Source organism: Roseivirga spongicola (assembly GCF_034376045.1).
In the GTDB taxonomy this organism is placed as follows: Bacteria; Bacteroidota; Bacteroidia; order Cytophagales; family Cyclobacteriaceae; genus Roseivirga; species Roseivirga spongicola.
Window position 1 is genome coordinate 3,097,524 of the sequence record NZ_CP139724.1, and the last position, 13,566, is coordinate 3,111,089.

14 protein-coding genes are annotated in these 13,566 nt (G+C 42.7%); 12 read left to right on the plus strand and 2 right to left on the minus strand.

Features of this window, described 5'->3' with window-relative positions:
* Positions 1-85 precede the first annotated feature (85 nt).
* Entirely contained in the window at positions 86-559 is a 474-nt protein-coding gene (locus tag T7867_RS13920; RefSeq protein ID WP_068223240.1) for an ankyrin repeat domain-containing protein, read from the plus strand.
* Positions 560-571: 12 nt separating this feature from the next.
* Here the strand turns inward: T7867_RS13920 and T7867_RS13925 are convergent, their stop codons facing one another.
* Complete coding sequence (locus T7867_RS13925; RefSeq protein WP_322299447.1) at positions 572-1,471, minus strand: hypothetical protein; 900 nt, start codon at positions 1,469-1,471, stop codon at positions 572-574.
* 168 nt (positions 1,472-1,639) lie between these two features.
* Between T7867_RS13925 and T7867_RS13930 the strand changes: the two genes are divergently transcribed.
* The 11 genes from T7867_RS13930 to T7867_RS13980 all read left to right on the plus strand — a co-directional run bounded on the left by T7867_RS13930 (position 1,640) and on the right by T7867_RS13980 (position 11,877).
* Positions 1,640-2,230, plus strand: a complete 591-nt coding sequence (locus T7867_RS13930) for a TetR/AcrR family transcriptional regulator (protein WP_068223235.1) — start codon at positions 1,640-1,642, stop codon at positions 2,228-2,230.
* Positions 2,231-2,287: 57 nt separating this feature from the next.
* Positions 2,288-3,352, plus strand: coding sequence for a 1,2-phenylacetyl-CoA epoxidase subunit PaaE (gene paaE, locus T7867_RS13935; protein WP_068223232.1), 1,065 nt, complete (start codon positions 2,288-2,290; stop codon positions 3,350-3,352).
* A gap of 16 nt (positions 3,353-3,368) precedes the next feature.
* The gene (paaA, locus tag T7867_RS13940; RefSeq protein WP_068223230.1) at positions 3,369-4,307 is read left to right on the plus strand and encodes a 1,2-phenylacetyl-CoA epoxidase subunit PaaA; all 939 of its coding nucleotides are present in this window, start codon (positions 3,369-3,371) and stop codon (positions 4,305-4,307) included.
* A 167-nt stretch (positions 4,308-4,474) separates the two neighbouring features.
* Positions 4,475-4,759, plus strand: a complete 285-nt coding sequence (paaB, locus tag T7867_RS13945) for a 1,2-phenylacetyl-CoA epoxidase subunit PaaB (protein ID WP_068223227.1) — start codon at positions 4,475-4,477, stop codon at positions 4,757-4,759.
* 1 nt (position 4,760) lies between these two features.
* Positions 4,761-5,516, plus strand: coding sequence for a 1,2-phenylacetyl-CoA epoxidase subunit PaaC (paaC, locus tag T7867_RS13950; protein ID WP_322299448.1), 756 nt, complete (start codon positions 4,761-4,763; stop codon positions 5,514-5,516).
* Positions 5,510-5,974 carry a 1,2-phenylacetyl-CoA epoxidase subunit PaaD gene (gene paaD / locus T7867_RS13955; RefSeq protein WP_068223221.1) on the plus strand — a complete coding sequence of 155 codons (465 nt, stop codon included), beginning with the start codon at positions 5,510-5,512 and terminating at the stop codon, positions 5,972-5,974. The genes paaC and paaD overlap by 7 nt, the downstream gene beginning before the upstream one ends.
* Positions 5,975-5,999: 25 nt before the next feature.
* Positions 6,000-7,208, plus strand: a complete 1,209-nt coding sequence (pcaF, locus tag T7867_RS13960; RefSeq protein WP_322299449.1) for a 3-oxoadipyl-CoA thiolase — start codon at positions 6,000-6,002, stop codon at positions 7,206-7,208.
* Positions 7,208-7,804, plus strand: coding sequence for an acyltransferase (locus T7867_RS13965; RefSeq protein WP_322299450.1), 597 nt, complete (start codon positions 7,208-7,210; stop codon positions 7,802-7,804). Before pcaF ends, T7867_RS13965 begins: the two co-directional genes overlap by 1 nt.
* The gene (gene paaZ, locus T7867_RS13970; protein WP_322299451.1) at positions 7,801-9,846 is read left to right on the plus strand and encodes a phenylacetic acid degradation bifunctional protein PaaZ; all 2,046 of its coding nucleotides are present in this window, start codon (positions 7,801-7,803) and stop codon (positions 9,844-9,846) included. The genes T7867_RS13965 and paaZ overlap by 4 nt, the downstream gene beginning before the upstream one ends.
* A 234-nt stretch (positions 9,847-10,080) precedes the next feature.
* Positions 10,081-11,622 carry an IS1182 family transposase gene (locus tag T7867_RS13975; protein ID WP_322299452.1) on the plus strand — a complete coding sequence of 514 codons (1,542 nt, stop codon included), beginning with the start codon at positions 10,081-10,083 and terminating at the stop codon, positions 11,620-11,622.
* Between the two features lie 114 nt (positions 11,623-11,736).
* Positions 11,737-11,877 carry a hotdog family protein gene (locus T7867_RS13980; protein ID WP_322299453.1) on the plus strand — a complete coding sequence of 47 codons (141 nt, stop codon included), beginning with the start codon at positions 11,737-11,739 and terminating at the stop codon, positions 11,875-11,877.
* Positions 11,878-12,243: 366 nt separating this feature from the next.
* On the opposite strand, the gene T7867_RS13985 is transcribed toward T7867_RS13980, so the two are convergent.
* Positions 12,244-13,386, minus strand: coding sequence for a DUF3800 domain-containing protein (locus T7867_RS13985; protein ID WP_322299454.1), 1,143 nt, complete (start codon positions 13,384-13,386; stop codon positions 12,244-12,246).
* Positions 13,387-13,566: the final 180 nt, after the last annotated feature.

The following is a 13,566-nucleotide window of genomic DNA, read 5'->3' on the forward strand; positions in this document are numbered from 1 at the left end:
ATTGTTTTCATCAATACTGTCTCTAAATAATCAATTTGTTTTAAGTGTAGAACAGTGTGAATTTCAGGTCAAAAATAGGCTAAGTATGAAAGAGTTAGTAGCAGAATTACAGCAAGCAATTCGTACGGGTTCTAGGGAAACCGTTATTAACCTGATCAATGAAAACCCTGATTTAGTAAACGAACCAGATGAAAGAGGATTTACTCCTCTAATTATGGCTGCATACTTCGATCAGCTTGAAATACTCAAGTCGCTTTTGGAAAAAGGTGCCAGAATCAATGATGTAGATGGAGCAGGCAATACAGCTTTGATGGGGGCTGTCTTTAAAGGCTATCCGGAAATTGTCCGTTACTTGCTCGATAAAGGAGCATCTACTCAAGCTAAGAACATCAACGGAGCTAATGTAATGACTTACGCTGCAGGCTATGGCAAGCCAGAGATCATTGATATGCTCATAGCCGCCAAAGCCGATTCAACCATAAAGGACAACAAAGGTCTGACGCCTTCAGATCATGCTGAAAAACAAGGAAATACTTATTTTCTACGAGCCATAAGTTGATAGATCGTATCCCTATCGCTTGAAAATAGAGTAGCCAGCACCAAATCCTACCCATGGTCGTCTTGAGAAATCCCACTGACTCGCGTTATTAGATAGGGGGAGGTCTACTCCAAAGGCGGCTATTAATTGAATGTCTCCAAAAGCTAGAGTTGTCATGAGTCCCGGAGAGTAGAATGCCTCAAACGTTTCTTTGCCTTCAGGGTATCTGTCAGAAGTATTACCTAGCTTTAGGCTTTGTCCACTCAACAAGCTAAAAAAGCTAAAAACTAGGGTAGTGCTCGATTCCTTATCGGTATACTTGCTGTTGTAGAATGATTTGTATCCTCTTTCAAGTCCCACATAGAATCCTACGTTTAAATCTTTTGTAAATAAGTAGTCACTGTCGCTGTTTCTACCATTAAAGTGTAATCTGAATGGAACAGTTAAAGCCCCAACCGCTACAGCTCTGGTGCTCACTTTCAAAGAGGTCCTGTTCGGTATTTTTATAAAGTAGGTACCGCCTTTAGGGTGTTGCCTTTCAATATCAGTGACACCTATAGGTGATTTTAGGCCTGTAGATTCATTTTTATTCCAGTAAGGATAGAAATCTAGAAACAAGGTATCGCCTTTCCATTTGTAGTTAGCTTTTCGATAAACCCCTCCGTTGCCTTGTGAGACTGTGGTTCGGTCAGAATCTGAAAAGGATAATGCCATTTCTTCGTTCTTAAGAAAACTCTTAGTGTAGAAGTTGTCATAACTCAATTCAATGGTGACAGTGGTAGAATCGTTTTCTGAGTACTTATAGTAAATAGGAAGGTTAGGACTCTGAACATCAATTCGGAGATGGTCTTTAAATCTTGCTTGCTGACCATTTACTAAGCTTGAAGATAGGATTAGTGCGCTGATTAAGAGGGTGTTGAATAGATTTTTCATTGCGTTGTATTTTACTCTAATCTCGAGATATTTGCTGAAGGATGACAGACCAAAATCCAAATTGGTGGTAAACAACTAGTTAATTTAAAGTGAGTGCTATGAGCCCATTCAGAGTTGGATGAGCGTGATAAATGATTGCACCAAAATATTATTCACTATTTTTCGCCCATGAAACCAACGGATGGCCTCACTTCGCGTAAGCAGCAGATTTTAGAACAGGCGGCTAAATTGTTCAGAACCAGAGGCTTTAAAGGGGCTTCGCTAAGACAAATTGCCGAAAAGGTGGGAATGGAAGGGCCTAGCCTTTATAACCATATCAAATCGAAGCATGAGCTCTTATCTATTTTGGTGATGAATAATGCCAGGGAGTTCAACCATAGAATCAACGAAATTCATGCGTCTTCTTTAAGTTCATTAGATAAAATAGATCGGGTCATTTCTCTCCATATCGAACTTACGGTGGTCAATCCAGATGCTATGTCGTTGATGCTCAGTGAGTGGACACACCTTGAGGCTGATGAGAGATTGGAATATGTAAAGCTTCGCGATAGCTACGAAAACCAGTTCAAAGAAATTTTGGAGCAAGCCATGTTTGAAGGCGATGTAGTTCAAATGGATGTTAACTTCATGCTGTTTATGATTCTCTCTACGCTCAGGTCGCTTTATGCTTGGTGCGCACGATATAAGAATTATAATCGTTTAGAAATGGAGGCCTATTTGAAGCAGGGCATTCTTAAAGGAATTTTGAAAAAGGCTTAATTTTTTTTCGAACATTAACTAATATTGGTTAGTTTTTAACTAGAGTAAATTAGTGTTATGGCATTCTATCCATTAAAAGTCAAAGACTTATATCATCCTACTGAAGATTCAGCAGCGGTATCTTTCGATATTCCTGAGAATCTAAAGGACGATTTTCAGTATAAGCAAGGGCAATATCTTACCCTAAGAGAGACTATAAATGGTGACGAGGTGAGGCGTTCATATTCTATCTGCTCATGTCCTTTAGACAATGAATTGACGGTAGCCATTAAAAGGGTAGAGGGTGGCTTGTTTTCTAATTTTGCTAATGACCAGCTCAAAGTGGGTGATATGGTGGAGGTAATGCCTCCAAACGGACGTTTTTACTCAGAGTTGAATCCTGAAAACGAGAAAACCTATGTGGCTTTTGCCGGAGGTAGTGGTATCACACCAATCATTTCCATCATAGAGACTACCTTAAGAACAGAACCAAATAGCCATTTCACCTTATTCTATGCCAATAGAAAATCTGCTTCTATCATCTTTCAGGAAAGACTAGAAGCGCTTAAAAATAAATACATGAACAGGTTTGTTCTACACCACGTCTTAAGCGATGAGGTGGTAGAAATGGATATGTACCAAGGCTATATTGATCAAGAGAAGGTGAAGCGATTTGCACAAGTCTTCTTCAATGTAGACTCAGTAGATGAATTCTTCACTTGTGGCCCAGAACCAATGATGCTGTCCATCAGAGACTCATTATTAGAGTTGGAAGTTCCAACAAAGAAGATTCACATGGAGCTTTTTACTTCTCCTTTAGGTAAATTAGGAGGAGGTAAGAAGAAAGAGCAAACGCATGAGCAGGCCAAAAGTGAGGTTACCGTGGTGTTAGATGGAAATAATTACACTTTCCCTTACGACTCACGTGAATCTATTTTGGATGTAGCCATCCTCAATGGTCTAGATTTACCTTACGCCTGTAAAGGTGGCGTTTGTAGCACCTGTATATGTAAGGTAGAAGAAGGCTCGGTAGATATGGAAGTAAATTATGCCTTAGAGCCAGACGAATTGGCCAATGGCATGGTACTCAGCTGCCAGAGCTACCCGAAAACAGAAACAGTAAAATTGAATTTTGACGTTTAACCAGAACTCAAGAATTATGGATACAGCATTATTAGAACAGCATTTCAACGAGAAGATCGACCAAGATATTCGGATTGAACCGAAAGACTGGATGCCAGATCATTACCGTAAAACGTTGATCAGACAGATTTCTCAGCATGCCCATTCAGAAATTGTTGGTATGCTGCCAGAAGCGAACTGGATTACAAGAGCTCCTTCACTTAGAAGAAAGGCTGCTGCGCTTGCCAAAGTTCAAGATGAGGCTGGTCACGGATTATATCTTTACTCGGCTTGTGAAACATTAGGTGTAGATAGAGACGACTTATTCGCAGATCTACACTCTGGTAAAGCCAAGTATTCAAGTATTTTCAATTACCCAACACTCACTTGGGCCGATATGGGTGCCATTGGTTGGTTGGTTGATGGTGCTGCAATCATGAACCAAGTGCCGCTTTGCCGTGCTTCTTATGGACCTTATGCTAGAGCCATGGTAAGAGTGTGTAAGGAAGAATCTTTCCATCAAAGACAAGGGTATGAGATTATGCTTACGCTTTGCAATGGTTCTGACGAGCAAAAGAAAATGGCGCAAGATGCATTGAACCGTTGGTGGTGGCCTTCATTAATGATGTTTGGCCCAACCGATAAAGATTCTAAGCATACTGAGCAATCTATGCGCTGGAGAATCAAAAGATTCACCAATGACGAGTTGCGTCAGAAGTTTGTAGATGTAACTGTTCCTCAAGCTGAATTGCTAGGTCTAACTGTTCCAGACAAAGATTTGAAATGGAATGAAGAACGAGGACATTATGATTTCGGTGAAATTGATTGGAAAGAATTCTTCAACGTAATTAGCGGTAATGGTCCTTGCAATAAGCAAAGGATAGAGGCTCGTAAATCTGCTTGGGACAATGGCGCTTGGGTAAGAGAAGCCGCCAATGCTCATGCCGAGAAGAAAGCCAAAAGGAAGGCAGCATAATGTCTACTTTGTCGGGTTGGAACAGAAATGCGACCCCGCGACCTGAAAGGTGAGTTAATGCAGTATGATCGCTCCCTTTAGGGATTAAGGGTAAAGTAGAAAAAACAAAGTAGATAACTCGTACCCCGAGGCATCGGGGCGAACATCTAAAATCAAAAATCAAAAGGATGAACAAGAATTGGCCCCTTTGGGAAGTATTTATAAGAAGTAAAGCCGGATTGAATCACAAGCATGTAGGAAGCTTGCATGCAGCCGATGCAGACATGGCTATTCAGAATGCCCGTGATGTATATACCCGCAGAAATGAAGGCGTTAGCATTTGGGTGGTAGAGTCTACAAATATTGCGGCTTCAGACCCGGCAGACTCAGACCAGATGTATGAACCAGCAAAAGATAAGGTGTACAGACATCCAACTTTCTACAATTTGCCTGACGAATTAAAGCACATGTAAAATGCAGGATCAGAATAAATTCAACTACATCATACAGCAAGCAGATAATTGCCTGATTTTAGGTCAGCGATTGGCAGAGCTTTGTGGTCATGGTCCTGTGTTGGAGCAAGACATTGCCACTACAAACATCTCTCTAGATCTTATCGGTCAGGCGAGACTGTTCTATCAGTATGCTGCTGAGCTTCAAGAAGAAGGAAAGACTGAAGATGATTTGGCTTACTTACGCGATGCTTGGGACTTTAAAAATGTGTTGTTGGTAGAACAGCCTAATGGCGATTTCGGAAAAACTATTTTCCGACAATTTCTGTACGACACGTTCAGTTGCTATTTCTACGAAGAGCTAATGAAGTCTTCTGATGAAAGATTGGCTTCTATTGCTGCAAAATCGCACAAAGAAACCCTATATCACATGAAATGGAGTGGTGATTGGGTAATCCGTTTGGGCGATGGTACAGAAGAAAGCCACAACAGAATTCAGCAATCAGTCAATGAACTTTGGTCATACAAGGACGAAATCGTTTCTGTGAATGCAGTAGACCAAGATGCTGAAAAGGCTGGTTATGGTGTTTCTCTTGAGTTAATTAAAGAAAAGAGAAACGAAAAAATTAAAGCTCTTCTAGAAGAAGCTACTCTTACAACTCCTGAAGGTGACTATGCGCACAAAGGAGGAAAAGAAGGGACACATAGCGAGCATTTAGGCTTTATTTTAGCCGATCTACAGTTTTTACAGAGAGCATATCCTGGTAACGAATGGTAATCTCAAAGTCGCAGATTGAAGAAATTCTAGATGAGGTGAAAGATCCGGAAATTCCGGTCATTTCAATTGCCGATTTAGGAATCCTCAGAGATGTGAAAGTGAGCGATGATGGCTTTATTGAGGTGGTAATTACGCCCACTTACACTGGCTGTCCTGCCATGATGGAGATTGAACGCGATATCAACAACGCGCTGAAAAAGGAGGGAATCAATGATTTCAAGATTACCACTGTCCTTTCTCCGGCATGGAGCACCGACTTAATGACCGAAGAGGGTAAAGCACGTCTAAAGGAATATGGCATTGCTCCACCAAACCCTACTAACGAAGAAGATATAGAGTGCCCCAACTGTGGCTCTCGCAATACAAAATTGCTAAGTCAATTTGGTTCTACAGCTTGCAAGTCACTTTTTAAATGCAATGACTGTCTGGAACCCTTCGACTATTTCAAATGTCATTAATTGACATGAACTACCAATAGAATCGATGAAAGATACTTTTATAATAGATGGAATTAGAACTCCGATTGGCAAATTCGGAGGCACTTTAGGCGCTGTTCGCGCAGATGATTTGGCCGCAATTGTCATTAAAGAATTGATGAGCCGTAATAGCCAAATTGACCCAGCTTTAATCGAAGATGTAATATTAGGTTGTGCTAACCAAGCGGGTGAAGACAATCGAAATGTGGCCAGAATGGCTTCGCTTTTGGCTGGACTTCCGTACTCAGTGCCAGGCGAAACTGTGAACCGTTTATGCGCTTCGGGCATGTCGGCCATAGTGCAGGCTAACCGTGCCATCAAAACTGGCGATGGAGACATGTTCATTGCAGGTGGTGTAGAGAATATGACTCGTGGGCCTTGGGTGATTTCTAAATCGGCCAGACCTTTCGGTACCGATGCCAAAATGTACGACTCAAGCTTCGGCTGGAGATTCATCAACCCACAAATGGAAAAGGTTTACGGAACTGACTCTATGGGAATGACAGCTGAAAACTTAGTAGAAATCCACAAGATCAGTCGTGAAGACCAAGATGCTTTCGCTTATAATTCTCAAATGAAAGCCGCTAGAGCACAAGCAAGTGGCAGATTAGCAGAGGAAATTGTAGCGGTTGAAATTCCACAGCGCAAGAAAGACCCAGTCGTCTTCAACCAAGACGAGTTTATCAAAGCCAATACAACTCAAGAAATTCTTGCTGGCTTAAGACCTGCCTTCAAAAATGATGGCAGCGTAACCGCTGGCAATGCTTCTGGACTAAACGATGGTGCTGCAGCGGTTTTAGTAGCTTCAGAAGAGGTAGTTAAAGCCAACGGATTAACACCGAAAGCACGTATTGTCGCTTCAGGTGTGGTAGGTGTAGAGCCGAGAATTATGGGCATCGGTCCTGTTGAGGCTACCCAAAAAGCATTGAAGAAAGCTGGCTTAACGCTCGATCAAATGGATGTGATTGAGATTAATGAGGCTTTTGCAGCGCAGTCACTTTCGTGCACAAGAGCTTTAGGCCTTGCCGATGACGATGAGCGCATCAACCCGAATGGAGGTGCTATTGCTATCGGTCACCCACTGGGAATGACAGGCGCTAGAATTACTTATTCAGCAGCTTTAGAATTGCAAAAAACCGGAAAGCGTTATGCGCTCGCCACTATGTGTGTGGGTGTGGGACAGGGTTATGCCATAATCCTAGAAAACGTGGGTTAATGATTTACGAATTCAACAATATCAAACCTGTTGTTCACGAAACGGCATTTGTCCATCCTTTGGCAGCCGTTACGGGCGATGTAATCATTGGAAAGAAAGTTTACATCGGTCCGGGAGCAGCCATTCGTGGCGATTGGGGGAGAATTGTGATTGAAGATGGTTGCAATGTGCAGGAAAATTGTACCGTGCATATGTTTCCCGGCATCACCATCACTTTACAAGAAAGCGCACACATTGGCCATGGCGCCATTATTCACGGAGCACAAATTGGTAAAAACGTATTGGTAGGCATGAATGCCGTAATTATGGATCAGTCCGAAATAGGGGATGAGTCTATTGTTGGGGCACTCAGCTTTGTGAAAGCCAATTCTATTTTTGAAAAAAGAAGCCTTATTGTGGGTAACCCAGCCAAGCGCATTAAAGAAGTAAGCGATGATATGATTGGCTGGAAAACAGAAGGAACAAAGTTGTATCAGCAGCTTCCGGCCGACTGTTATGCTTCACTAAAAGAATGTGAACCACTTAGGGAAATTGAACCTAACCGACCGATTGCTTCGGCAGATTATAAAACCTGGAACGAAACGAAAAAGAAATGATAGATAAGATACCACACTTTATTGCGGGCGAATGGATTCATGGCGATGGCGATGGCGAGGTTTTGCACCATGCCATTACAGGCGAAGTCGTAGGAACGCATACCATTAAGGGTTTAGACTTCAGCGCAGCATATGACTATGCTCGAAAAGTAGGAAATCCAGCCTTGCGCAAAATGACTTTCCAAGAGCGTGGACTCATGCTCAAAGCTTTGGCTTTCCACCTCATGGAAAAGAAAGAACAGTTCTACGAAGTGAGTAAAGCCACTGGTGCTACTCGCATCGATAGCTGGATTGACATTGAGGGTGGTATCGGAAACGTATTTTCAAATGCCAGTTTAAGACGTCAATTCCCGAACACTTCTTACCATGTAGATGGCGATATGGTTGGCCTTTCTAAAGGCGGATCATTCGTTGGGCACCACATTATGGTACCGAAAGAAGGTGTGGCGGTTCATATCAACGCTTTCAACTTCCCGGTTTGGGGAATGTTGGAAAAGGCTGCTGTCAACTGGTTGGCCGGAATGCCGTGTATCATCAAGCCAGCTGAGCAAACCTGTTACTTAACGCAGGCCGTGGTGAAAGAAATTATCGACTCAGGATTGTTACCTGATGGTGCTTTGCAGTTGGTTTCTGGTTATGGAAATGGACTTTTAGATTATGTCGATTCGCAAGATGTCGTGACTTTTACTGGCTCTTTCGAAACAGGTAAGAAGCTAAAAACGCTTCCTCAAATCATTGAGAACTCGGTACCATTTAACTTAGAGGCCGATTCACTGAACTGTGCGGTATTGGGTGAAGATGCAGTACCAGGAACAGCAGAATTCGACTTATTTATTAAGGAAGTTCGAAAAGAAATTACGGTAAAAGCAGGGCAGAAGTGTACTGCAGTACGAAGAATTATAGTGCCAGAAAAGCTGGTTGAGGATGTTCAAATTGCTTTGGGCAAAGCCTTGGCTAAAACCACTATTGGTGACCCTTCTGTGGAAGGTGTAAGAATGGGAGCTTTGGCCGGAAAAGAGCAGTTGGCAGAGGTAACCAAAAAGGTGGCTGAGCTAGCCAAAACTTCCGAAATGGTTTACGGTACACTCGACAAAGTGGAACTGATGGGAGCCGATTGGGATAAAGGTGCATTTATTTCACCTATCCTTTTCTTAAATCAGAATCCGCTGGGTGTGGATGAGCCGCACAATGTGGAGGCTTTCGGCCCAGTAAGTACCATTTTGCCTTACAAAACTATCGATGAAGCCATTGCCATTTCTAAGAAGGGAAAAGGCTCATTAGTGTCTTCAATCACTACGGCCGATGATAAAATTGCTACCGAGTATACGATTGGAACAGCTAGTCATCACGGAAGAATTTTGGTACTGAACGAGGCTTGTGCGAAGGAAAGTACAGGTCACGGTTCACCAATGCCAATGTTGACACACGGTGGTCCAGGTCGTGCCGGTGGAGGCGAGGAAATGGGTGGAAAGCGTGGCGTAATGCACTACATGCAGCGTACCGCTATCCAGGGTTCGCCAACTACTTTGACAGAGATCACGAAGCAGTACCAATACGGTGGTGAATACAAAGATCCGGGGCAGCATTTGTTCTCTAAATACTTCGAAGACATTGAAGTAGGGGAGACAGTAATCACTGCGAAAAGAACGGTAACCGAAACCGATATTGTGAACTTCGCTAACGTAAGCTGGGATCATTTCTATGCACATACAGACGAGACTTCATTGGAAGGAACAACCTTCGAAGGTCGCGTTGCACACGGTTATTTTGTGCTTTCTGCAGCTGCTGGTTTGTTCGTTCAGGCGAAGAAGGGACCGGTTTTATTGAACTACGGACTGGAAACATGTCGCTTTACCAAGCCGGTTTATCCCGGAGCAACTATAGGTGTTCGCTTAACGGTGAAGGAAAAGGTAGAGCAAGAAAAGAAAGACGATATCGCCAAAGGTATAGTGAAGTTCTTAGTGGATGTATATGACGAAACAGGCGAAACCGTAGCCATTGCCACTATTCTGACGATGATTAAGAAGAAGGATCAGGGGTAGGGAAAGAGCGAATCTCACTATAACACGTCATTCCCGACTTGATCGGGAATCCGTTTACTCTAGCGCCTTACTTAAAAATGAACAGAGGGGTTTTATCACCCTGAATGTGTTTCAGGATCTCCCGAATGAAAAGGAAAACCTAGAGGGTGTCTCAAAAGGGCACCCTTTTTTCATGGTCTTGATATTAGTTGCTTGAATTCTTTAGGATAAGGCCTTTGAGTGTTATTTTAAGGTATGACAAACAAGCGGAAAGTCTTCAAGGATTACCACCAAGATCAGTTGATGCTTTTGCCCCCCAGTCTTGAGGAACTGATCAGCCCCCACCACCCTGTACGGTTGGTAAACTCTGTGATCGATAGGGTGAACACAGAGGTGCTGGAGCGGAAGTACAAAGGTGGCGGGAGTTCTTCCTACCATCCCAAGATGCTTTTGAAAGTACTGGTGTATGGCTATTTGAGCAATGTTTACTCATCCCGCAAGCTGGAGGCCTCTTTGGCGGAGAACATCCACTTCATGTGGATCAGCGGCATGAGCAAGCCAGACCACAACACCCTTGCCCGGTTCCGTAGCGATCGGTTGAAGGACGACCTGAAGGTGATTTTCGCCCAAGTAGTGCAGTTGCTGGTGGAAGAGGGCATGGTGGGCATCAAGGAACTCTACACCGATGGCACTAAGATAGAGGCCAATGCCAACCGCTACAGTTTTGTATGGGGCAAGGCCATAAACACCAGCAAAGAGCGCATTGGCAGACAACTGGAAGAACTGTGGGAATACACCCAAAGACTGGCAGAAGAAGAGCTTTCGACCACCCCAGAGATTGACTTTAAGGCCATAGACGCCAACAAGGTAGAACAGACGGTGGCCAAGATAGACAGGGCACTTTCTGGCAAACGGGTAAGCAAAAAGGTAAAGCAGAAGCTCAACTACGCCAAAAAGAACTGGCCGGGAAAGCTCCGGGAGTATGAGCAGAAGCAGGCCATACTCCAAAACAGGAACAGTTACTCAAAGACCGACCATGAGGCCACCTTCATGAGGATGAAGGACGACCACATGCTCAACGGCCAGCTAAAACCGGCCTACAACTGGCAGATCAGCACCTCCTCTCAGTTCATCGTCAACACCACCCTCCACCAGACCACCACAGACACCCAGACCCTGAAGCCTCACCTAGAGCAGTTCAAGCAGCTTTATAATACAACACCAAAGTCCCTCTGTGCAGATGCTGGTTACGGCAGCGAAGAAAACTACAGTTACCTACAAGAAGAACAGGTCGAGCCTTACGTGAAGTACAACTACTTCCATAAGGAACAGACCAAAAAGTGGCAGCAAGACCCATTCAAGGTAAACAACCTGCATTACGATGAACAGTCCGACAAGCTTTATTGCCCCATGGGGCAACCCATGGAAAAGACAGGAGAACAGACCAGGCTTACCAAGACAGGTTACCAACAGCACCTTAGCCTATACAAGGCCAAAAACTGCAATGGTTGCCCTTTGAGGCCCCAGTGCCACAAGGCCGAAGGAAACCGCACAGTACAGCTTAACCACGGCTTGAGAAAACTGAAGGAAAAGGTGCGCAGAAACCTGCACAGCGATGAGGGGCTGAGGCACAGGGCCAACAGGCCGGCAGACGTAGAAGCAACCTTCGGCATAATCAAGCACAACAAGGGCTTCAAACGCTTTATGTTAAGGGGACTGGAAAAAGTGGAAATAGAGACACTCCTCATATCAATCGCCCACAACATCTCCAAAATGGGCAACCTCAGAGCCGCTTAACCTAAAAGACCCATCTCTTAAGACAGGCAATCATAAAAACCGTCAATCTAAACCCACAATCCACTAAAAATAAAAAAGACCGACTCAGTTACTTCTGAGACGGCCTCTTTTTTGTTGGGAGTTTGGGACCAGGGGGAGAAAGACGATATCGCCAAAGGCATCGTGAAATTCTTGGTAGATGTGTACGATGAAACCGGAGAAACTGTAGCCATTGCTACGATTTTGACCATGATTAAGAAGAAGGAGCAGGAGTAGGTAGAACTAGCACAAACCTCACCATAACACGTCATTCCCGCGTAGGCGGGAATCTCTTTACTCTGGCACAGAAGCCCCCATCTCTTATCTTCCCCCGTAGGAGGAAGACGGTACCGAGTGCAGCCAGCAGCACTATCGTTTAATATTAGCAGAATGTGCTGTCCCTCTCTCCCGAGAATTCAGGACGAGTCAAAAGCTTGCCTGCCGCAGGCAGGGGTGGGGCTCAAAACCTAGTCTTAGCGTTTCGCTAAGACGTTTTTGTTTGGTGTGAGGTCTCAGCGAGACGCTAAGACCAGTGGGGGCGTTGCCTGCTCAATGAACAGAACATTCTATTTCTCACTTTTGCTCGGTTGGCAATACATCTTGTTAGCGCACGTATTCTATTATATTTTTTAATTTCTTAAACTCGTTTTCATCCAGAATATCATACTCATTTGTGGTTGCTAATAAAATTGCATTTCGACATTCCTCAATTCTGCGAAGCATTGGCAGGATTATGCTTTTACCATGATTGATAAATTTTTTCATATCCATTGCCGTTGTTGGTATTTTGTATCCATCTCGACTACTTGCAATAAGTATTCCTTTATCTCGCAATGGCCCAACGACCTTACTTCCAAATTGCTCCTTGGTCAGGCTTTTGTCTCTATTAACATTTAAATGATTCATGAATTCATGAGCGGTAGTATATTTCTTGTGATGATTAGATTGATGAAATAAAAGAAGAAGCTTCAAGAAATTTAATCTATCTCTATCATCTTGATTATTGCCAGTTGTTTTATCAATAAAATCATTTACTCTATTTATGCTTAATGTCGATATGGTTTCATCATATCCTGTGAAAAGGTCATTTTCATTCAGTTCTTTAGGATCAAATTGTTTTGGAAACTGATTGAGACTAATAAGTTTTGGCTCTAAGAGCTCACTAAACTTCTCTGATTTGTCAGACTTTTTTAATTCATCAAAGATGTATCCCAATGTACCAGCAATAAAGTCTGCTAGTTGAACACCTAATTCATTATGACTTTTTTGGACATAAAATTCCGAGCCTGAGAATAAAGAACGGATGTGATTCTTTTCTACATACTTTTTAAAGCTTCTCATGAAGTCATTTCCACCATGTTCATCAACCTTTAGTTCTAACTGTGGAAAGGTTCGATATAACTCTTTGTAAAGTATTCCATTTAAATACTTGTAAAATGACTTTTTGTATTGAAAACCTTCTCCGAACAACTTTCTTTTGTCAACAACTACCGCATAAACAGAAAATTTGATTTTAGTTAATTCATTTAGAATTAGGATTCTTCTTTTGTGATTGTGTTTAACCTTGCTAGATTTTATCTCACCAGTTTGAAAAAAAAATCTCCTAATATTTTCTAATTGCTTATTAACAGTTTCAAGTTCGTCTTTATTAATTATAACACTGGCAATTATGAAATGGCTTCCTTGTCCATTAAAGTCGAACGAATTATTTCCAAATTCATCTGCAAATGCTACTACTTGTTTCATTGATTAGGTTTTGTAACGAGCGCTTTTATTCACGATATATTTCAATAGATAAATGTTTGGCAAGATAGCTAACCAATATGGCATGCCATACGCACCTTTTTAGTTTCTAGAAAATCACGGGGAATTATCTATTCCGTGTGTGTTTTCAAACCTAAGATAATAAAATCCATAAAAGCATTA